The sequence below is a fragment of the Microvirga zambiensis WSM3693 genome, from assembly GCF_016735695.1.
Lineage (GTDB): Bacteria > Pseudomonadota > Alphaproteobacteria > Rhizobiales > Beijerinckiaceae > Microvirga > Microvirga zambiensis.
In genome coordinates, this window is sequence record NZ_JAERQD010000010.1 from 1 (window position 1) to 21098 (window position 21098).

The following is a 21098-nucleotide window of genomic DNA, read 5'->3' on the forward strand; positions in this document are numbered from 1 at the left end:
CTCTCCTCGACGATATCGCTCAGCTTGGCGCCGCCCTCGGCCTCGCGCCCGACGAGCGCCAGCAGACGCAGGGCGCGGTCGACGCTCTGGGATCCTGACAGATCGCCGGTCGATAAGGAGGCTTCATCCATCGTGCGTCGGAGATCCATATTGTGGACCTTAGATTCCATGCTCAGACTTCAGTCGCAAGCTAAATTGCTTCGATCCAGGTTGCAATGACTTGTAAGAAGTGTATCTTTTCCGCCATCCGTTAGGAAATAAAGATCCATAGAATGGACCTGTCTGATCGCATTCGTTGCGATTGCCGCAAGAACGGGAAGGAATCGCGATGGAGGCCCTCCCAGTCACGGCAGCAGGGATATCCGCCGGCCGGTGCGCAATGCTCGAACGCGCCGGCTTGAGCTGAGATAGGGGAGAGCACGATGGCTGCTGCCGGCGACACGATCGCCCTGCCGAATGCCGACGAAGAGGTGACACACCGCGTCGGCTCATTGCTGGTCCGGCCGCTCGAGGTGGTGTCGGCGGTGCTTCTCTCCGTCATCATCGTCTTGCTGCTGGCGGGCGTCGCCTCGCGCTATGTCTTTTCCTATCCCGTTGTGTGGATCGACGAGGCCGCCTCGATCTCCTTCCTCTGGCTCGCCATGCTGGGCGCCGCCATCGCCATCGACCGAAACGAGCATCTCAAGCTGACGCTGTTCCTCGGGATGTTCCCCGAGAGGATCCGCGGCTTCATCCAGACCCTCGGCCTCGTCCTTACCGCGACGTTCCTGCTCGTCATGCTGCAGCCGGCGATCGAGTATGTGGAGGAGGAATGGTTCGTCACCTCCGCCGCGCTCAACATCCCGAACAGTTTTCGCGTTGCGGCCATCGCCTTCGGCATCTTCGCCATGCTGGGCTTCACCGTGGCGCAGGCGGTGAAGACATCGTCCTTACGCGACATCGTCGCCTCCGTGCTGCTCGTCGCCGCCATTGCCGGGGCGTTCTGGCTTCTGTCGCCCGCGCTCCTGCGGCTCGGCAACATCAACATCCTGATCTTCCTCGTCGGCGTCGTGGCGCTCTGCCTCGTCATGGGCGTTCCCATCGCCTTCTGCTTCGGCATCGGAACGCTCGCCTTTCTCGCCTTCAGCACGCGCGTGCCCATCTTCGTGATGATCGGCCGCATGGATGAGGGCATGTCGAGCATCATCCTCCTGTCGGTTCCGATCTTCGTCTTTCTCGGCTGCATCCTCGATGCGACCGGCATGGGCAAGGCCATCGTCGACTTCCTCGCCTCGCTCCTGGGCCACGTGCGGGCCGGCATGTCCTACGTGCTGCTCGGCTCGCTCTTCCTGGTCTCGGGCATTTCCGGCTCGAAGGTGTCGGATATGGCGACCGTGGCACCCGCTCTCTTTCCGGAGATGAAGCGGCGCGGGCACAAGCCGCGCGAGATGATCGCGCTTCTCGCGACGGGTGCGGCGATGGCCGATACGGTTCCGCCGAGCATTGTGCTGATCGTGCTCGGATCAGTCGCCGGCGTCTCCATCGCCGGGCTGTTCACGTCGGGCTTCGTGGTCGCCATGGTGCTGCTCGCGGTTCTCGCCGTGCTGGCGCGGATCAAGGCCGCCCGCGAGGAACTCGGCAACGTGCGCCGCGCTCCTCTTGCGGTCATCGGCAAGACGATGCTGATCGCGGCGCCCGCCCTGGTGCTGCCCTTCATCATCCGCAGCGCCGTCGGCGGCGGCATCGCGACCGCGACCGAGGTGTCGACCATCGCGGTGCTCTACGCGCTCATCATCGGCATCTTCCTCTATGGCGGCATCGGCCTGCGCAAGTTCTACCAGATGCTCGTCGAGACGGCGGCGCTCTCGGGCGCGATCCTGCTGATCCTCGGCACGGCGCTTGCCATGGCCTGGGCGCTGACGCAGACCGGCTTCGCGCAGCAGCTCGCAACCTTCATGGCGAGCCTGCCCGGCGGCTGGATCATCTTCATGGCCGTGACCATCGTGGTGTTCCTGCTGCTCGGCTGCGTGCTCGAGGGTCTGCCTGCGATCGTGCTGATGGCGCCGCTGATGTTCCCGATCGCGAAGAATCTCGGCATCAACGACATCCATTATTCCATGGTGGTCGTGACTGCGATGAATATCGGCCTGATGGCGCCGCCCATCGGCATCGGCTTTTACATCGCCTGCAAGATCGGCAACGTCTCGCCGGACGAAGCCATGGGCGCGATCTGGCCTTACATCCTGGCGCTGCTCGTCGGCCTCGTGCTGATCGCCGCGATCCCGGGGATTTCCACCGCATTCCTCTGACCGGAGCCAACCTCCAAAACCGTTCACCAAAACAGCCGAAAGGGAGAGAAGACATGACGATTTCACGCCGCACCCTGCTGCAGGGCACTGCCTCCGTCGCGATGGTCAGCACGTTCGGAGCCCGCGCCCAATCGGCCGAGTTCACCTACAAATACGCCAACAACCTTCCGGTCACGCATCCGATGAACCTGCGTGCGAAGGAAGCGGCCGACAAGATCAAGCAGGAAACGAACGGACGCGTCGAGATCCAGATCTTCCCCAACAACCAGCTCGGCTCCGACACCGACATGCTGAGCCAGGTCCGGTCCGGCGGCGTGGAGTTCTTCACCCTCTCGCCCCTGATCCTGTCGACGCTCGTGCCGAACGCGTCGATCAGCGGCATCGGCTTCGCCTTCCCGAACTACGACACGGTCTGGAAGGCGATGGACGGCGAGCTCGGCGCCTATGTGCGCGGCCAGATCGCCAAGGCGAACCTCGTCGTGATGGACAAGATCTGGGACAACGGCTTCCGCCAGATCACGAGCTCCAACAAGCCGATCCAGACGCCTGAGGATCTGAAAGGCTTCAAGATCCGCGTTCCGGTGAGCCCGCTCTGGACCTCGATGTTCAGCGCCTTCGGCTCGGCACCGGCCAGCATCAACTTCGCGGAGGTCTACACAGCCCTTCAGACCAAGGTGGTCGACGGCCAGGAGAATCCGCTCGCCATCATCTCGACCGCGAAGCTGTTCGAGGTGCAGAAATACACCTCCATGACCAACCATATGTGGGACGGCTTCTGGTTCCTGGCCAACCGCCGCGCCTGGGAGCGTCTGCCGGAGGATCTGCGGGCCATTGTGGCGAAGCACCTCAACGCCGCGGCCGTCGAGGAGCGCGCCGATGTGGCGAAGCTCAACGGAAACGTCAAGGACGAGCTCGTCTCCAAGAGCATGCAGTTCAACGATCCGAATCCGGCTCTCTTCCGCGAAGCCCTGCGCAAGGCCGGCTTCTATGCCGAGTGGAAGAAGAAGTATGGCGACGAGGCCTGGGCGATTCTCGAGAAGTCCGTCGGCAGCTCGTTGAGCTGATCGGGTCAGCTCTCTCGCTTGGCGACCGGCGGCATCCGCCGGTCGCTAAAAGGCAAAGCGCCGGATCGTGGCGCAGGAGACATTCATGGTCGACCGTCTGAAGGGAAAGACGGCCATCGTGTTCGGGGCCGGTTCCTCCGGGCCCGGCTGGGGCAACGGCAAGGCGGCGGCGGTGGCTTATGCCCGCGAAGGCGCAAGGGTTGCCTGCGTCGATCTCGTGCTTGAGACGGCGGAGGAAACCGCCGCCATCATCGCGAATGAAGGTGGAGAGGCCATCGCGGTTGCAGCCGATGTGACCGACACCGGTTCCGTTGAATCGGCAGTCATGCAGACGATCACGCGTTTCAGCGGCATCGACATCCTGCACAACAATGTGGGCGTGACTCATATGGGCGGCCCGGTCGAACTGACCGAGGAGCAGTTCGAGGCCGCGGTGAAGCTCAATCTCGGGCCGGTCTACCGCACGGCGAAGGCTGTCATCCCGCACATGCTGCGGCGGGGCAGGGGCACCATCGTCAACATCTCGTCGCTCGCTGCGATCCGCTGGACCGGCTATCCCTATTTCGCCTATTACGCCACCAAGGCCGCCGTGAACCAGGCGACCGTGGCGCTTGCCATGCAATATGCCCGCCAGGGAATCCGCGCCAACTGCATCATGCCCGGCCTCATCGACACGCCGCTGATCTATCGGCAGATCTCCGGGCAATATGCGAGCGTTGAGGAGATGGTGGCGGCCCGTAACGCGGCGGTCCCGGTCGGTCGCATGGGAACGGCCTGGGATGTCGCCAATGCCGCGGTGTTCCTCGCCTCGGACGAGGCGCAGTTCATCACGGGTGTCTGTCTGCCCGTGGACGGCGGGCAGAGCTGCGCGGTCTCCGAGTTCCATTGATTGCACGTTTCGCTGATTGTAAGTTTCGCTGATTGATCGAACGCCTCATGAGACACATTCGACATCCAGGACCTATCGCACCTGAGCGCGTTGCCGCCGTGATGGGTTCAGGCGTTCCATTGCGCTTCGTGCTCGAACCCGGCCGGACGGTGGACGAGGCGGTTGCCGGTGGCATGAAGGCTGCCGGCTGCATCGGAGGCTTCGTCGCCTTCAAGGGCGGGACATGCGAACCCTTCCGGTATGTGATGCCGGCAGGATCCACTGATCCGCTCCATGCCGCCTGGTACAGTGAGACCTATGAGCCCGCGGGCCCCGTCGACGTAACCCGCGCTTGCGCCATCGTCGGCATCCGCGATGGAAAACCTTTTCTGCATTGCCACGGCGTCTGGCGCACGGCCGACGGGCTGAAGGCGGGCCACATGCTTGCTCCTCAGACGATCGTGGCTGAGCCGATCGAGGTCACGGGCATCGGATTCGCGGATGCCACCTTCGAGGCGATGCCGGATGCGGAGACGAACTTCACCCTCTTCGAGCCTGTTCACAAGGCTCTTGGTGACGGTGGCGCCGCGCATCCGCGGATGCTGCTCGCCAAAGTGCGCCCCAACGAGGATATCGATTTTGCCATCGAGGAAATCTGCCGTCGACACGGCTTTGCTGCGGCGAATGTCTACGGCATCGGCAGCCTGAACGAGGTGCGCTTCACCGACGGCAGAGCGATCGATTCCTATGCGACCGAGGTCCTGATCCGGAGCGGCCGCGTGTCCAGGATCGGCGGCGAGCTGCGATCCCGGCTCGAGATCGATGTCGTCGACATGGACGGTGCGATCCATTCCGGCGAGCTGGTGCGCGGCGACAACCCGGTCTGCGTCACGTTCGAACTCGTGATCGAAGCAGCGGATTAGCTTCAACTTGTCTTCGGCGTATGGCTGTAGCTCTGAGTCGGGCGGTCGAGAACGCTTCGTCCCATGAGGCTGGCGACGAGATCGACCATGAGCAGCGCCGTGCGTCCGCGCTCATCGAGAAACGGATTGAGCTCGACCACATCGAGGCTTCGCACGAGGCCGCTGTCGTGGAGGATTTCCATGATGAGATGGGCTTCACGGAACGTCGCCCCACCGGGAACGGTGGTGCCGACGCCCGGCGCGATTGCCGGATCGAGGAAATCGACGTCGAAGCTGACATGTAGAATGCCGTCCGCATCCGCGACGCGCTTCAGGAATGTGTTGAGAAGAGTAACGACGCCGTTTTCGTCGATTGCCCTCATGTCGTGAACCGTCACGCCGGAGCTCCTCAACGCTGCGCGCTCTGCGGGATCGACGCTGCGGATGCCCATCATGCACACGTTCTGCGGCTTGATCGCAGCAGCAAGCGGAGGGAAATAGCCTTCGAAGCCGTTCAGACCCGTGGCATAGGCCATGGGCACGCCATGGAGATTGCCGCTCGTCGTCGTTGCGAGGCTGTGGAAATCCGGATGCGAATCGAGCCATAGAACGAACAGCTCGCGATTGTCCTCCGCCGCGCGACGGGCGAGTCCCGTCATCGAGCCTGCGGAGAGACTGTGGTCTCCTCCGATGAAGATCGGGATGCCTTTCCCGCTCGCCTCATAGGCTGCTTCCGCGATGGCTTCGGTCCAGGCGACCGTCTCCGGCAGGGCCTTGATCGCCGCGTTGGGGTGGTGAATCTCCCGGTGCGGCTTGGGAGCGATGTTGCCCCGGTCCTCCACGTCGTAGCCGAGGCTGCGCAGCTCCGTCTGCAGACCGGCGGTGCGGAACGCACTCGGGCCCATATCGCAGCCGAGACGGCCCGCGCCTTCCTGAACCGGAGCGCCGAGGACGATACAGGTCTTCGATGTCATTCTACCCTCCCTCCCTGGCCGTCCGCCGGAGCCGGCCCACGGCATATGAAGCAAGGTCGTGTAGCAGAAAGAGCGCCCGATGCTCCACCCCCGGCAGGGTTCGCGGCTGCGTCAGGCATCAGGTGAGCGGCCGGCGCCGACCATTCTACGGCTTTGCCGGGCCTTCGATTTTACGGTGCAGGATTCGAACCCGGCCGTGCCCGAGATCATCGGCGAGATCGTCGGATGGAGCTGAGCGCGCCTCATCCATCGCTTCGCCGGCGACCCATCCTTCCGAACGCCAGGATTCCCGCTGCTCGTCCAGGTCGAGAACGCCCTCCTGGTCCAGGATGCCGACGACCTGGCCGACCTCGGCCGCGCCGCATTTCACGATGACGACCGATCCGCCGCGAATAACGCCTTCCGCATACGCATAGGCATCGGCCCGCGACACGCCGAGATCCTCCAGCAGGGGAGCGAGATTATGCGGCGTCGACCAGATGTCGATTTCGTCCTTCGGGATGCCCGCCTGCTCCAGGTGCTTCGCTGCAGACGCCGCATGCTGATCGGTGTGGAAAAGAGACGTGACTGTCTTGGTCATAGGGTCGATCTCCTGCGGAGGCGCGATGCTTCAATTCATCTGCGAAGAGCTGGGCCGGTTCCTATCGCATCAATCTATCATGGCGCGCCTGTGGCAGCCATCGGAGCCTGCGTCGCTGAGGCCGAAGGTTTCTCGGACGAGCCGGGGCTTTCACTCACTCTGGCTCTCGGCCCGGATCCGCCGGCCATGATCCCCGTCGTCAGCGGATCGAAGCTGGTCAGCCGGCCGTAGCGTCTCGGCGATCCGGGCTCGCCCCCGAGAGCGATCCCGATGGGCTCGTCGCCCGTGATCTCGATCTTCGTGTTCTCCAGTCCCTCCGCAAGGACCAGCCTGAAGAGCGCTTCGGCATTCCTCGGCGCGAGACGGACGCAGCCGTGGGAGGCCGGCTGGCCAAGGCGACCGATCGCGCTGCTGCCGTGGATGGCGTGTCCCGCATCTGTGAAGAAGATCGAGTGCGGCATGGGCGCGTTGTCCCATTCCCGCGAAAAGTGGTGCCTTGCCAGCCGCGACGGGGTAAAGGCGCCCGTCGGCGTGACATAATCTTCGAGGCCGGTCGAGACGAGCCACGCGTGGCGTTCGACGCCATCGACCGTCACGGTCATGCGCTGGGTTCTCTTGTCGACCGTGATGCGCACCTCAGCTGCCGCCGCTGTCGACAGGGCGGCGAGGGACGCAATGACAGCCATCACAGATAAGCTTGCCCTGTACATCGGCCGGTCTCCCCATCGCATGCTGGGAAGATGACGGCTGATTAAGGCTAAGGTTCCATGTCCGACGAGATTGCGAGCCTCGCTGCTCGGTTTGGCTCCAGTCGGAGACGGACCGGCGTGAGAGGCTGCAGTTCAGGTAGCTCTCGATACCATCTATCAGGTACGAGGTACCATTTGATCTGCCATCGGCAGGCGGGCGGTATCCGTGCTTTGATCGGCCCGGAAAAACCTATCGAATCTTGAAGATCGTTTCGAGCTGGCGGAGGGCGGCGTGGAGATCCTCTGCTTCCGGTCCGAGCCGGTCGAGGATCTGCTTCTCGAAGGCGAGTGCCTTGGGCACGATGTCTTTGTAGACCTTGCGGCCCTGGGCGGTCAGGGACAGAATCTCCTCGCGCCGATCCTCCTCGCTCTCGCGACGGGTGAGCCAGCGCCGCTCCTCCAGCGCCCTCACGGCCCGGCTCACCTTGGTTTTATGCATTGAGGAGTGCCGGCCGATCTCCTTGGCGCTGATCCGCTCGGATTGGCCGAGCGTCGCCAGAACGCGCCATTCCGGGATGGTGAGATCATGATGCGGGCCGTAGACGGAGCGGAAATCCTGGGAAACGGCGGCCGCAATCCTGTTCAGGCGGTAGGGCAGAAAGGTTTCGAGCTCGAGATCGGCCATGGTGTTGTTGGTTACAAAATCGACAGTTACATTCGTGACCAATTATGGAGGTCATGCCCATGAATGTCCAGAATCCAGCCCTGAAATCCCAGGCCGCCGACCGGGCCGAAAGCGCCATCCAGCCGGGCTACATGTCAGGCTTCGGCAACGGCTTCGAGACGGAAGCACTGCCCGGCGCGCTGCCGATCGGCCGCAACTCGCCCCAGCAATGCGCCTACGGCCTTTACGCCGAGCAGCTCTCCGGATCGCCCTTCACCGCGCCGCGCACCACCAACGAGCGCTCCTGGCTCTACCGCATCCGTCCGACGGTGACCCATTGGGGCCAGTTCCAGAAGGCCGATATCGGCCTGTGGCGCACCGCGCCTGCCGCTGAGGTCGAGGTGCCGCTTGCTCCCATGCGCTGGGATCCGATCCCGCTTCCGGACCGCCCGGTTTCCTTCCTCGAAGGCATCCATACCATCACCACGGCGGGCGATGCCGGCTCGCAGGCCGGCATGGGCTCGCACGTCTATCTCGTGACCCGTTCGATGGCGGACGAGTATTTCTACAATGCCGACGGCGAGCTGCTTTTCGTGCCGCAGCAGGGAGACCTTCGCCTGTGGACCGAGTTCGGCATCATCGACATCGAGCCGGGCGAGATTGCCGTCATTCCGCGCGGGGTGAAGATCCGGGTCGAGCTCAAGGACGGGCCGGCGCGCGGCTATCTCTGCGAGAATTACGGCGGCGCCCTCACCCTGCCGGAGCGTGGACCGATCGGGGCGAACTGCCTCGCCAACCCGCGCGACTTCCACACCCCAGTGGCGGCCTATGAGGACAGGGACGCGCCGTCGAAGATGTACGTGAAATGGGGGGGTACGCTCTGGGTGGCGGACATGGACCATTCGCCCCTCGACGTGGTGGCCTGGCACGGCAATTACGCGCCCTACAAGTACGACCTGCGGCGCTACTCGCCGGTGGGGCCGATCCTCTACGACCATGCCGACCCGTCGATCTTCACCGTGCTGACCTCGCCCTCCGAGACGCCCGGCACGGCCAACATCGATTTCGTGATTTTCCCGGACCGCTGGCTGGTCGCGGAGAACACGTTCCGTCCGCCCTGGTACCACATGAACGTGATGAGCGAGTTCATGGGGCTGATCTACGGCGTCTACGACGCCAAGACCGGCGGCGGTTTCGTGCCCGGCGGCATGTCCCTGCACAACACCATGCTGCCGCACGGGCCGGACGTCGACGCGTTCGAGAAGGCCAGCAACGTGGAATTGAAGCCGCATCGGCTGGAAGGCACGCTCGCGTTCATGTTCGAGACACGCTTCCCGCAGAAGGTGAGCGCCTTCGCCGCGCAGACGGACGCGCTGCAGAAGGACTACGCCTCCTACGGACACAAGCTCAAGAAGCACTTCAACCCGAACAAGAGATAAGCGGGACCATGGCTCAACTCGATCGAACCCATGATCCGAAGCTCGAAAGCTGGGTGCCTTCGGCCAATGGCCATCCGGACTTTCCGATCCAGAACCTGCCCTTCGGAATCTTTAGTCCTCCTCCCGGCGGCAAGCGGGGCGGCGTCGCCATCGGCGACCAGGTGCTGGATCTGTCGGCCGCTCTCGCCGCCGGCCTCTTCACCGGCGAGGCGGCGCGGGCTGCCGAGGCCGCATCCGGCCCGGCGCTCAATGCCTTTCTGGCCCTCGGAGCCGGGCCGCGACAGGCGCTGCGGCTGCGGCTGTCCGAACTTCTGACGAAAGGCAGTCCCGATCGCGAAAAGGCAGAGCGGTGCCTGCACGCGGTGGAAGCTTGTACCCTGCATCTGCCAGCTCATATCGGCGACTATACCGATTTCTATGTCGGCATTCACCATGCCACCAATGTCGGCAAGCAGTTCCGCCCCGATAACCCGCTGCTGCCGAACTACAAGCATGTTCCGATCGGCTATCATGGCCGCGCGTCATCCATCAACGTGACCGGGACGCCGGTGCGCCGTCCGAAGGGCCAGACGAAACCGCCGGATGCCGAGGGCCCTGGCTTCGGCCCGAGCCGCCGGCTCGACTACGAGCTGGAGCTCGGCGTCTGGGTCGGAACCGGCAACGCTCAGGGAGAGCCGGTCGGCATCGGGGAAGCGGGAAGTCACGTGGGCGGCTTCTGCCTGCTCAACGATTGGTCGGCACGCGACATCCAGGCTTGGGAGTACCAGCCGCTCGGCCCCTTCCTTTCGAAGAGCTTTGGGAGCACGATTTCCGCGTGGATCGTGACGCCGGAGGCGCTTGCGCCCTTCCGCATTCCGCAGCCGCAGCGGCCGGAAGGCGATCCTGCGCCGCTGCCCTACCTGACCGATGCGGGCGATCAGAGGGAAGGCGCTTTCGATCTCGAACTGGAGGTTCTGCTTCTCACGCCGGCCATGCGAGCGAAGCGGCTGGCGCCGCATCGGCTCGCCCTGTCTCATGCACGGCACATGTACTGGACGGTGGCCCAGATGATCGCCCATCACACCAGCAACGGCTGCAATCTCCAGCCGGGCGATCTGCTCGGTACGGGAACGATTTCGGGCCCCGATCAGGAAGGCTGCGGCAGCATCCTGGAGGCGACGCTGGGTGGAAAGAACCCGGTCGTTCTGGCCTCCGGTGAGGTGCGGCGCTTTCTGGAGGACGGGGACGAGATCATCCTGAAAGCGCGGGGCAACCGGCAGGGCTATGCTTCCATCGGCTTCGGCGAATGCCGGGCTGCGATCCTACCGGCACCATAGTGGCAGACGCATGAAGCTATATACCTATTGGAGATCTACCTCCTCCTACCGTGTGCGCATCGCTCTTGCCTTGAAGAGCATCGAGCCCGAGCAGGCCTTCGTTCATCTGGTCCGCAACGGCGGCGAGCAGAATTCCTTGAGCTACCGGGCCATCAACCCGCAGGGGCGCGTGCCTGCGCTCGAACTCGATGACGGCACGGTCATCATTCAGTCGCCGGCGATTCTGGAATATCTGGAGGAAGCATATCCCACTCCGGCGCTGCTTCCTGCCGATCCTGCTGCCAGGGCCAAGGTCAGGGCCGTGGCGTCGCTCATCGGCTGCGATATCCATCCCCTGCACAATGTCGGCCCGCTCAACCATCTCAGAAAAACGTTCGACCGATCCGAGCCGGAGGTGGCAGCCTGGATCGCCACATGGGTCGGGCAGGGGCTTGCCGCCGTCGAGGCATTGATCGGAGATGAAGGTTTCTGCTTCGGCTCAGAGCCATCGATGGCCGACGTTTACCTTCTGCCACAGCTTTATGCCGCGCGGCGGTTTGCGGTGCCCCTGGAGGATTATCCGCGCATCCGGCGCGTGGAGGCGCTTGCGGGCGAGCATGCGGCCTTCCTGAAGGCGCATCCCTCCGCCCAACCGGACGCGGAATAAGCTGAACCCCATCCCAGCCCTGTGAATCCAAGCGGCCGCTCATGCCTTGAGCGGCCGCGTTTGCATGGGGCCCGCATTCCCGGAAATCGAGGGTTCGGACACCGATTCCACCGGACCGCTACCAAAGTCAGATCATTCGTCTATTGCAAACGCGTTCGCTGTTATGTACGAATATCGGCAAGCTCTGGCAAAAGAGCGACAGCATGAGAAATGCAGAAGGGAAGGAACTTCCAACGGCCGAGCCCGGCAATGACGGGCGATAGCGCGGCTGTTGTCGGCGGACGAAGGTCCGCTCCTCATTCCCTCCCTTCGACCTTCGGAAGTGGCAGGCCTTCCTGCCCGAAAGCCCTGGGCGGGGCGTGCGCATCGAGCGCCGAACCCGCAGCCGAAATCGTACCCTTTGAGGGAAGGAAGATTATGACGCCACAATCCAAAGCTCTGAACGCCGCTCTTCTTTGCAGCGCGCTCGCCTTTTCCTCGGCGGCCTATGCCCAGGAGATCAAGATCGGTTTCAACGGCGACCTTTCGGCTTCGCCCTCCGCCCAGAGCGGACAGGCCGGCGTGCTCGGCATCCAGGCCGCCATCGACGACATCAATGCCGCCGGCGGCGTGCTCGGCCGCAAGCTGACTCTCGTGGTGCGCGACGATCTCTCGCAGCCGCCGAAGTCGATCCAGAACATGAGCGACCTCATCGACAACGAGAAGGTCGTGGCCGTGCTCGGCCCGACGAATTCGGGCAATGCGCTCGCCTGGAAGCACATTCCAAACCAGAAGAAGAACCCATCCATCGGCTGCATCGGATCCGCGACCGACATCACCAAGCCGATGAGCGCCAGTGCCGACAACTACATGTACCGCGTCTCCATGGTGGACCGGGCGCAGGTCGCCGGCCTCATCGCCTATGCGAAGAGCAATCCCAAGACCAAGAATGTCGGCTTCCTCGTCGAGACCACGGGCTACGGCCAGGGCGGTCTGAAGGATCTTCAGGAGCTCGCCGAGGCCAAGGGCCTGAAGCCGATTGCAACCGAGAAGTTCGGCGTGAACGACACCGACATGACCTCGCAGCTCAACAAGCTGAAGGCTGCCGGCGTCGATACCGTTCTCGTCTGGGCGCAGGGTACGCCGATCGGTCAGCTCGTGCGCAGCATGGAGAAGATCAACTACTTCCCCGTGACGCTGACCTCCTGGTCCTCCGACAACGCGAGCTTCTACGACACGGCGGGCAAGAATCTGGCCGAGAAGCCGGTCTTCATGCGCACCATCACGGAAGACCGCACGCCGAAGCAGCAGCAGCTTTACGATCGGCTCGCTCCCAAGATGACCTCGAAGAGCGCCTTCAGCTTCGCAGCGCATTGTTACGATGCGCTGATGATCACCGCTGCCGCGATCAAGCAGGCGGGCGGCACGGAAGGGGCGAAGATGCGCGAGGCGCTCGAGAATCTTCAGGCGCCCGTCGAAGGCATCATGAAGACCTACACCAAGCCTTTCTCGGCGACCGAGCACGAGGCTCTGACCGCTTCCGACTATCGCTGGACGGTGTGGAAGGACGGACGTCTGGTCTCCTACACCGATGACGTGGTGAAGGCTCTCAAGCCCTCCGACTTCACGCAGTAAAACATAGGCTTGTGGGCCTGCCGGCTAGAAGCGCCGGCAGGCCCTGATATCCCGTACCGGTGGAGCCCCCATGCTGGACGTATACCTCCAGACACTCCTGAGCGGCCTTGCCGTCGGCGGCGTCTATGCCCTGATCGCGCTCGGCTTCAGCATCACCTTCACGACCACGAAGACGCTGAATTTCGCGCAAGGAGAGTTCATCTCGTTCGGCGCCTTCATCGGCGTGACGATGCTCCTGTTGCTGTCGGGCCTGGCGAGCACGACCACGGCCGTTCCCAGCGAGGCGGCTTCGGCCTGGCGCTATCCTGCAGCCGTTATCGGTGCTGGAGCCGTGGCCGGCTTCATGGGCATTCTCATCTTCCTGCTCGCGGTCAAACCCTTTGCCGGCAAGGGCGGCATGAACTGGGTGATGAGCACCCTCGGGTTCGGCGTGATGCTGCAGAGCCTCGGTCTCGCGATCTGGGGACCGGCTCCCGTCATGGTGCCGTCTCCGCTCGGAGATAACGTGCTGCGCATTGCCGGGGCCGGCGTGCGCCCGCAGGAGCTTCTGGTTCTGGCCTGTGCCATCCTGATCATGGTGGCGCTCGATCTGGTGATGCGCCGCTCGCGGATCGGCAAGGCCATGATGGCCGTCGCCCATTCTCCCCAGACGGCAAGCCTCATGGGCATCAATGTCAACCTCGTCATGATCGGCGCCTTTGCTTTGTCGAGCGGGCTTGCCGGCGTCGCAGGCGTTCTGATCGCCCCAATCGCCTCCGCTTCGCTTTTCATGGGCATGGGATTCGCGCTCAAGGCGTTCTCCGGCGCCATCATCGGCGGGCTCAACAATCCGCGCGGCTGCATTTATGGCGGCTTCATCCTGGGCGTTCTGGAATCCGGCATCGGGCTCTGGCAGGCGCAATGGCGTGAGATCGTGGTGTTCGGCTTGATCATTCTGGTTCTGGCGTTTCGCCCGGCGGGCCTCTTCGGCCAGGCTGCTGTCGACAAGGTGTAGCTCGCATGCGCCATCTGATTGGATCCGTCGCTCTCGTTGCCGCAATTGCCGCAGTCGCCTCGTTCATCGAGAACGAGTTCTATCTGCGCACCATGTTCATGATCTGCATCTACTTCCTGTGTGCTGCAGGGATGAACGTGCTGCTGGGCTTTGCAGGGCAGAAGTCGCTTGGACAGGCCGGTCTGTTCGCTGCAGGCGCCTATGCGGTCGCGCTGCTGACAACCCGCTACGAGGTGGGGCCCTGGCTGTCTCTTCTGCTCGCCTGCGGCGTGTCGGCGTTCTTCGGCGTTCTCATCGCCGTACCTTCGCTGCGCGTGAAGGGGCCGAGCCTTGCCATGGTGACCCTCGCCTTCGGTGTCGTCATCGAGAAGGTGGTTACCGAAGGATCGGAAGTCTTCGGCGGGGCCATGGGCATCTATTCGATCCAGCCGCTCAATATCGCCGGCGTGCCGTTCACGATGCTGCAATGGGTCTGGTTCGGCCTGGCGCTCTGCCTCGTCACCCATCTTCTCCTGCGCAACCTTCTGCAGGGCCGGTTCGGCCGCGCCTTCCTCTCGCTCCAGGCGGACGAGGTTGCAGCCGGCGCGGTGGGCGTCGCAGTCTATCGCTACAAGGTCCTCGCCTTCGTCATCGCCGCCGTCACCTGCGGCCTCGCCGGCGCCCTCGTGGCGCAGCAGAACCAGTACATCAATTCCGACTTCATCAATTTCCACCTGTCGATCTTCATTCTCCTTCTCGTGCTCTTCGGCGGCAGCGGATCGCTCTACGGGCCGCTTCTCGGATCGGTGACGCTCGTGATCATCGGCGCGCTCGTCGCGCGCTGGACCTGGATCGAGCATTTCGTCAACGGCGCGCTGCTGCTGTTCGCCCTGTACGCGATGCCGAAGGGGTTGGCCGGCGTGTTCGGTTCACTGTTCAAGAGGTTCGGGCTCGGCGGCGCGACCACCCGCGCGGACGCTGAACTCGGTCGCATCGCGCCCAGGCTGCCGACCCGCTCCGTCGCGCGTAGTGCCAATGCAAGCCTGCTGACGGCCGACAGCCTCAACAAGGCCTTCGGCGGCGTCGTTCCCGCCAAGGATGTGTCCGTCAATCTGACGGAAGGGCATATCCATGCGCTGATCGGGCCGAACGGTGCCGGCAAGAGCACGTTCATCAACATGCTCACCGGAATCATTCCGCCGGATCGTGGCACGGTGACGTTCTTAGGACGCGACATCACGCAGCAATCGGTGCACGGCATCTGCGGCGACGGCGTTGCGCGAACCTTCCAGAATCTCCGGTTGTTCAAGGATCTGTCGGTGCGCGAGAACGTGCTTCTCGGCCAGCATTCGCGCATGCAGAACGGTTTTCTCTCCTCGCTCCTCGGCTTGCCCAAGTCACGGCGGGAGGAGGCGAAGGCACTCGAGAAGGTCAACAACATCCTGCATTTCACCGGCCTTTCGCGCTATGCCGATGCTCCGGCAGGCAGCCTCGCCTACGGTCTTCAGCGCCGCGTCGAGCTGGCACGCGCGCTTGCGTCCGAGCCGATCCTGCTGCTGCTGGACGAGCCCGCGGCAGGGTTGAACCCGCAGGAAACGGCGGAGCTCGGCCAGCTTCTGGTGCGCATCCGCAACGAAGGCATCACGATCCTCCTGATCGAGCACCATATGGACCTTGTCATGACGATTTCCGACCACGTGATCGTTCTCGATTACGGCCAGAAGATCGCCGAAGGCACGCCCGGCAAGATCCAGGCCGATCCGCGCGTGATGGAAGCCTATCTCGGCACCACCATCGAGGCGGCGTAGGGGAGGGGGACGAACATGCTGACATTGAAGGACGTTCACCTCGCCTATGGTCCGATCGCGGCGGTCCGCAGTGCCTCCATCGACGTGAAGGCGGGAGAGGTCGTCGCCATCGTGGGCGGGAACGGCGCGGGCAAGAGCACCCTGCTCAAGGGCATTGCCGGGCTGATGCCCGTAGGCTCAGGCCAGATCGTCTTCGAGGGCGAGGACATCTCGCGGCTGGCGCCGCACAAGCGGGTGGCGCGCGGCATTGCCCTTTCGCCCGAGGGGCGGCAGGTCTTTCCCGACCAGAGCGTCTACGACAATCTGACCCTCGGCGCCTATTTCCGGAAGCTGCCGAACGACGCACTCGACGCGGAGGTCGAGGAGCAGTTCAAGCTCTTTCCCCGCCTGAGGGAGCGGCGCGATCAGCTCGCCGTCACCCTTTCCGGCGGCGAGCAGCAGATGCTCGCCATCGCGCGGGCACTCATGGGCAAGCCCCGGCTGCTCCTTCTCGACGAGCCGTCTCTGGGTCTGGCGCCGAAGATCATTCAGGAGATCTTCGACATCATCGTCTCCCTGCGCCGGTCCGGCATCACGATCCTGCTCGTGGAGCAGATGGCCAATATGGCGCTGGCCATTGCGGATCGGGCCTATGTGCTCGAAACGGGCAGTGTTACACTGTCGGGAACAGGGCAGCAGCTCCTTCACGACCCCAAGGTCCGCGCGGCGTATCTCGGGGTGTCCCACAGCGCCGCATGAAGCGGCGCGGACCAACGATATTGAGCAGACGATGAGTATAGACGGACGCGGCGTACAGTCAGTGGAGGTCGGAGGGCGGATCCTCGCAGCTCTGGTCAGTGCCGGAAAGCCCTTGATGCTGCGCGAACTCGCCACCCTGGCCGACGTGGCGCCCGCCCAGGCCCATGCCTATCTCGTGAGCTTCCGCAAGCTCGAACTCGTCGAGCAGGAGGCGGCGAGCGGGCGCTATCAGCTCGGCCCCTTCGCGCTGCAGCTCGGCATCGCACGGCTGCGCAGCTTCGATCCGTTGCGGCTCGCGGGCCAGGCCATCATCGATTTCTCGGAAGAGATCGGCCTCATGGTCACGATTGCCGTATGGGGAACGCACGGCCCGACCATCGTGCAGGTGCAGGAGGGCAGCGACCAGGTTCACGTGAACGTGCGCACCGGCACCGTCTTCACGATCACCGGCACAGCGACCGGAAAGGTTTTTGCGGCCTTCATGCCGCCGAAAGTCATTGAGACGCAGGTGACGGAAGAGCTGCGCAAGGGGGCACGCATCCAGGGCATCGGCACGGCCACGTCGCGCAAGGAACTCGAGACCGATATCGCCAGCGCCCGGAGCCTCGGCTACGCTCCGACGGAGGGCAAGCCCGTCACCGGAATCAATGCCATCGCCGCGCCGGTTTTCGATTACAGCGGGAAGATGCAGATCGTCATTACCGTCATCGGTCCGATGGGCGTTCTCGATGTCGGTGCCGACAGCGCCTACACCAAGGCGCTTCTGGCCTTCACCCATCGATTGTCGGCGCAGCTCGGCTATACCCCGCACGCGGTCGACGGGGCGAGTCAGGAAGAAGTCGCGTCTGCCGCGAGCACCGGAACACCGGCGAAGCGTCGCCGTCGCGCTTAAGCTTTTTTGGCTTAACAGACCCTAGAGCATCGGACCCAAAAGTGGACCCACTTTTGGGATCCAATCCGATGCTCCACTCTTTGAAGAGCGCATCGCACGATGCGCTATCGAACACTTCCCAGCGCGTGCTTTGCCTTGCGAAGCGCGCGCTTTTTCACGTCACGGGAATGGCGGAATTTTGCGGTCTACGACTATTCGCTATTTGCGAATGCGTTCGCCATATGCTTATCTAATCTCAGCCTCCACCGACATCAGAAGAGGTGGTTTTCTCAATTCAGTTCAGGGAGCCGAAACGGATGTTGCTCGAAGAGCGTATCGCACTTGTCACCGGGGCCGGGCAGGGCAATGGCGCAGCCATCGCAAAAGGTCTTGCGAAAGAAGGCGCGCGGATCATCGCGACGGATTTGAATGGCGAGGCTGCCGAACGCACGGCCAGGGAGGTCGTCGAGAGTGGCGGCGAAGCTTGGGCCTACACGCTCGATGTCGCCGATGCCGAGGCATGCAAGGCGCTGGCACGGGATGTCGAGACATCCATCGGCCAGGTCTCGATTCTCGTGAACAATGCGGGCATCTGTCCGCGCAACACCATCGACAGCCCCGACGTGATGCGCCTCTGGGACGCCGCGATGCAGGTCAACCTCAACGGCACGCTGAACGTGACGCTGGCTTTCGTTCCGGCGCTGCGGGCGACGAAGGGAACGGTCATCAACATGGCCTCGATCGCATCCTTCGTGTCGACCTCCACATCGATCAGCTACTCGACCTCGAAGGCTGCCGTGCGCATGCTCACCCAGAACCTGGCGCAGGAACTCGCCAAGGACGGCGTTCGCGTGAACGCCATCGCGCCGGGGACCCTCAACACGCCGATGACGGAAGCGACGCGCACCAATCCGGAGCGCGCCGAGCGATTCCTGTCGCGCATTCCGCTCGGCCGTTTCGGCGAGCCCGAGGAGCTTGTCGGTCCGACGGTGTTCCTGGCTTCAAACATGTCGACTTACGTCACCGGAACGACACTCGTCGTCGACGGCGGCTATCTGGCCGTATGAGGAGACGATCATGATCGTACGCATGGGACTTCTCACCCGCCGGCCCGAGATCAGCAGTGCCGAGTTCAGGCACCATTGGCGTGAGGTGCATGGCCCTCTCGCCGCGCGCCTGCCGGGCCTGCGAGGCTATCATCAGAACCACGTCGTCGACAGTCGCCAGCTCGCCATCGATCACGCGCGCGGTTCCTGGTCCGTCGACGGCATTTCCGAACTGTGGTTCGACAGCCTGGACGACATGAACAAGGCCGTGTCGTCGGAGGAATACAAGGCCGTTGCGCAAGACCATCACACCTTTGTCGGCACTACGGGTCTGATCACGGCCGTGCAGAACGTCGTCGTGCCCGTCGATGTCACGGCCGGGCCGCTGGTGAAGCGGATGTCGATCCTCTCGCGCAAGCGAGGCCTCACGCCTGATCAGTTCAAGCATGAGTGGTGGGGCTTCCATGCCGAGGCCGTGCGTAAGTTCCCGAACCTGATGGGCTACACGCAGAACCTCGTCGTCGAACGCAGCGCAGGCTTAGGTCAGCCGGCATCGCACGACGATCTTCCCATCGATGGAATGGTGGAAATGTGGTTCCGCTCCGTCGCCGATATCGAGACCGCTTTCCGCTCTCCGGCCGCCGAAGTCTCGCAGACCCATGCGCTCAGCTTCATCGCGGAGATCACGACGTTTCTCGTCGAGACGCATGAGATCGTGAAGGCGGATCCGCTGCCGGCAGTGGGCGCGTAAGAAGCGCAAAACATCTTGAATTAACGAATGCGTTCGTCTAAAACAAATTAACGAACGCATTCGCAAATGCTGAAGCAAATGTCCTCCCGGCGAAGCTGAGCGGCCGGTACGAGATCAAGAGGAACGCCATGAAGCCGACGAAAACTGTTACCTGCGATGTTCTCGTGGTCGGATCCGGTGCAGGCGGTCTTGCGACCGCGCTCACGGCCCGTCATCACGGGCTCGAGGTGATCGTGGCCGAGAAGGAGCCGGTCTTCGGCGGGACGACGGCGCGCTCCGGCGGATGGATGTGGATCCCCTGCAACCCCCTGGCGCAGAAAGAGGGCTTCAAGGATTCGAGGGAAGCGGCCCGCACCTATCTCCAGCACGAGGCCGGCAACCATTTCGATGCCGGGCGCGTCGATGCATTCCTCGACAACGGCCCGAAGATGGTCGATTTCTTCGAGAAGAATACGGAGATGGAATTCACCCTCGGTCCCGCCTTCTCGGATTACCATCCCGATGCCCCTGGTGGCATGGCGGGCGGACGCTCCATCGTCGCGACGCCTTATGACGGCCGCAAGCTCGGCAAGGAAATTTCCCGCCTGAGGCCGCCGCTCAAGGAGATCACCTTCCTCGGCATGATGATCGGCTCCGGCAAGGAGTTGCTGCACTTCTTCAACGTGACCCGTTCCGTCAAGTCGGCCGCCTATGTCGGCGTGCTGCTGGCGAAATATGGCCGCGATCTCGTCTCGCATGGACGTGCGATGCGCCTGACCAACGGCAATGCCTTGATCGGCCGGCTCGCGAAATCGGCCATCGATCAGAATATTCCGATCTGGACCTCGGCGCCGGTCAAGGATCTCATCGTTGAGAACAATGCGGTCAAGGGCGCGCTCGTGCAGACCGAGGACGGCGTGACCGAAGTGCGCACGCGTCGCGGCGTCGTTCTTGCCGCCGGCGGCTTTCCGCAGGACGTGCTGCGCCGCAAGGAGTTGTTCGCGCATGCGCCTTCGGGCCAGGAGCATTGGTCGCCCGCACCTCCCGGTAACACCGGCGACGGCATTCGGCTGGGCGAAAAGGTCGGCGGGCGTGCCATCGCGGGCCTGCCGAATGCGGCCGCCTGGGTTCCGGTGTCGCTGGTTCCGCGCCGCGACGGGACGTCGGGACCGTTCCCGCACTTCATCGATCGCGGCAAGCCCGGCGTGATCGCCGTGACCAAGAGCGGCAAGCGTTTCACCAACGAGGCCAATTCCTATCATGACTTCGTGCAAGCCATGGTCGGCGCCTGCGGAGACGATCCGGAAAAGGCGGCCTGGCTCATCGTCGATCACCCGACGATCCGCCGCTACGGCCTCGGCTTCGTGAAGCCCTTCCCGGTTCCGCTCACTCCCGTTCTGCAGAACGGATATCTGCTCAAAGGACGCACCCTGCGCGAACTCGCAGCCAAGGCCGGCATCGATCCTTCCGCCTTCGAGCAGACGGTGGAAACCTACAATCGTGACGCGCGCAAGGGCGACGATCCGCAGTTCAAGCGCGGCAGCACGGCCTATAACCGCTATCTCGGCGATCCGGATCACAAGCCGAATCCTTGCGTCGGTCCCATCGAGCGCGGTCCCTTCTATGCCGTCAAAGTCGTGCCGGGCGATCTCGGTACCTTCGCCGGGCTCAGGACCGATCCGAATGCACGGGTCATCGATGAGGACGGGCAGGTCATCCCGGGCCTCTATGCCGCCGGCAACGACATGGCGAGCATCATGGGCGGCAATTATCCCGGCGGCGGCATCACGCTCGGCCCCGCCATGACCTTCGGCTACATCGCTGGCCGTCATCTGGCGGGCGTCGCCGAGACGGGCAACGCCGCTGCAGATCGTCCGGCGGCATAGCG

General features: G+C 63.5%; 19 protein-coding genes. 15 read left to right on the plus strand and 4 right to left on the minus strand.

The features are described from left to right. The first annotated feature begins 422 nt into the window (after positions 1 to 422). The 4 genes from JKL46_RS09935 to JKL46_RS09950 all read left to right on the plus strand — a co-directional run bounded on the left by JKL46_RS09935 (position 423) and on the right by JKL46_RS09950 (position 5143). A complete protein-coding gene (locus JKL46_RS09935) occupies positions 423 to 2288 on the plus strand; it encodes a TRAP transporter large permease (protein ID WP_201832453.1) in 1866 nt (621 codons plus the stop codon). Positions 2289 to 2341: 53 nt separating this feature from the next. Continuing rightward, the gene (locus JKL46_RS09940) at positions 2342 to 3352 is read left to right on the plus strand and encodes a TRAP transporter substrate-binding protein (protein WP_201832455.1); all 1011 of its coding nucleotides are present in this window, start codon (positions 2342 to 2344) and stop codon (positions 3350 to 3352) included. An 85-nt stretch (positions 3353 to 3437) separates the two neighbouring features. Further along, positions 3438 to 4241, plus strand: coding sequence for an SDR family NAD(P)-dependent oxidoreductase (locus JKL46_RS09945; RefSeq protein ID WP_201832456.1), 804 nt, complete (start codon positions 3438 to 3440; stop codon positions 4239 to 4241). A gap of 47 nt (positions 4242 to 4288) precedes the next feature. After that, positions 4289 to 5143 carry a PCC domain-containing protein gene (locus JKL46_RS09950; protein ID WP_201832458.1) on the plus strand — a complete coding sequence of 285 codons (855 nt, stop codon included), beginning with the start codon at positions 4289 to 4291 and terminating at the stop codon, positions 5141 to 5143. A 2-nt stretch (positions 5144 to 5145) separates the two neighbouring features. On the opposite strand, the gene rocF is transcribed toward JKL46_RS09950, so the two are convergent. From rocF to JKL46_RS09970, 4 genes are all read right to left on the minus strand, one after another. Further along, positions 5146 to 6096, minus strand: coding sequence for an arginase (gene rocF, locus JKL46_RS09955; protein WP_201832465.1), 951 nt, complete (start codon positions 6094 to 6096; stop codon positions 5146 to 5148). 145 nt (positions 6097 to 6241) lie between these two features. Beyond that, the gene (locus JKL46_RS09960; RefSeq protein WP_201832468.1) at positions 6242 to 6676 is read right to left on the minus strand and encodes a hypothetical protein; all 435 of its coding nucleotides are present in this window, start codon (positions 6674 to 6676) and stop codon (positions 6242 to 6244) included. A gap of 77 nt (positions 6677 to 6753) precedes the next feature. Beyond that, a complete protein-coding gene (locus JKL46_RS09965; RefSeq protein ID WP_201832470.1) occupies positions 6754 to 7386 on the minus strand; it encodes a L,D-transpeptidase in 633 nt (210 codons plus the stop codon). A 229-nt stretch (positions 7387 to 7615) separates the two neighbouring features. Next, a complete protein-coding gene (locus tag JKL46_RS09970; RefSeq protein WP_343074036.1) occupies positions 7616 to 8092 on the minus strand; it encodes a MarR family winged helix-turn-helix transcriptional regulator in 477 nt (158 codons plus the stop codon). Between the two features lie 17 nt (positions 8093 to 8109). Here JKL46_RS09970 and hmgA point away from each other — a divergent pair, with 17 nt between their 5' ends. The 11 genes from hmgA (at position 8110) to JKL46_RS10025 (ending at position 21096) form a co-directional block, all read left to right on the plus strand. Then, on the plus strand, positions 8110 to 9468 hold the full coding sequence (gene hmgA / locus JKL46_RS09975) for a homogentisate 1,2-dioxygenase (RefSeq protein ID WP_201832472.1): 1359 nt from the start codon (positions 8110 to 8112) through the stop codon (positions 9466 to 9468). A gap of 8 nt (positions 9469 to 9476) precedes the next feature. Then, positions 9477 to 10784 carry a fumarylacetoacetase gene (fahA, locus tag JKL46_RS09980; protein WP_201832473.1) on the plus strand — a complete coding sequence of 436 codons (1308 nt, stop codon included), beginning with the start codon at positions 9477 to 9479 and terminating at the stop codon, positions 10782 to 10784. Between the two features lie 10 nt (positions 10785 to 10794). Further along, complete coding sequence (maiA, locus tag JKL46_RS09985) at positions 10795 to 11430, plus strand: maleylacetoacetate isomerase (RefSeq protein WP_201832474.1); 636 nt, start codon at positions 10795 to 10797, stop codon at positions 11428 to 11430. 417 nt (positions 11431 to 11847) lie between these two features. Beyond that, entirely contained in the window at positions 11848 to 13044 is a 1197-nt protein-coding gene (locus tag JKL46_RS09990) for an ABC transporter substrate-binding protein (RefSeq protein ID WP_201832475.1), read from the plus strand. Positions 13045 to 13114: 70 nt separating this feature from the next. After that, positions 13115 to 14038: a branched-chain amino acid ABC transporter permease gene (locus JKL46_RS09995; RefSeq protein ID WP_201832476.1), complete on the plus strand. Its 924-nt coding sequence runs from the start codon at positions 13115 to 13117 to the stop codon at positions 14036 to 14038. 5 nt (positions 14039 to 14043) lie between these two features. Beyond that, positions 14044 to 15825, plus strand: coding sequence for a branched-chain amino acid ABC transporter ATP-binding protein/permease (locus tag JKL46_RS10000; protein ID WP_201832477.1), 1782 nt, complete (start codon positions 14044 to 14046; stop codon positions 15823 to 15825). 15 nt (positions 15826 to 15840) lie between these two features. Continuing rightward, the gene (locus JKL46_RS10005; RefSeq protein WP_201832479.1) at positions 15841 to 16563 is read left to right on the plus strand and encodes an ABC transporter ATP-binding protein; all 723 of its coding nucleotides are present in this window, start codon (positions 15841 to 15843) and stop codon (positions 16561 to 16563) included. Positions 16564 to 16594: 31 nt separating this feature from the next. After that, positions 16595 to 17455, plus strand: a complete 861-nt coding sequence (locus JKL46_RS10010; RefSeq protein ID WP_201832481.1) for an IclR family transcriptional regulator — start codon at positions 16595 to 16597, stop codon at positions 17453 to 17455. Between the two features lie 296 nt (positions 17456 to 17751). Further along, positions 17752 to 18501, plus strand: coding sequence for an SDR family NAD(P)-dependent oxidoreductase (locus JKL46_RS10015; protein ID WP_201832483.1), 750 nt, complete (start codon positions 17752 to 17754; stop codon positions 18499 to 18501). Between the two features lie 10 nt (positions 18502 to 18511). Then, positions 18512 to 19231 carry an EthD domain-containing protein gene (locus tag JKL46_RS10020; RefSeq protein WP_201832485.1) on the plus strand — a complete coding sequence of 240 codons (720 nt, stop codon included), beginning with the start codon at positions 18512 to 18514 and terminating at the stop codon, positions 19229 to 19231. Positions 19232 to 19359: 128 nt separating this feature from the next. Further along, positions 19360 to 21096 (plus strand): FAD-dependent oxidoreductase, encoded by a 1737-nt coding sequence (locus tag JKL46_RS10025; RefSeq protein ID WP_201832486.1) that lies wholly within the window; start codon positions 19360 to 19362, stop codon positions 21094 to 21096. Positions 21097 to 21098: the final 2 nt, after the last annotated feature.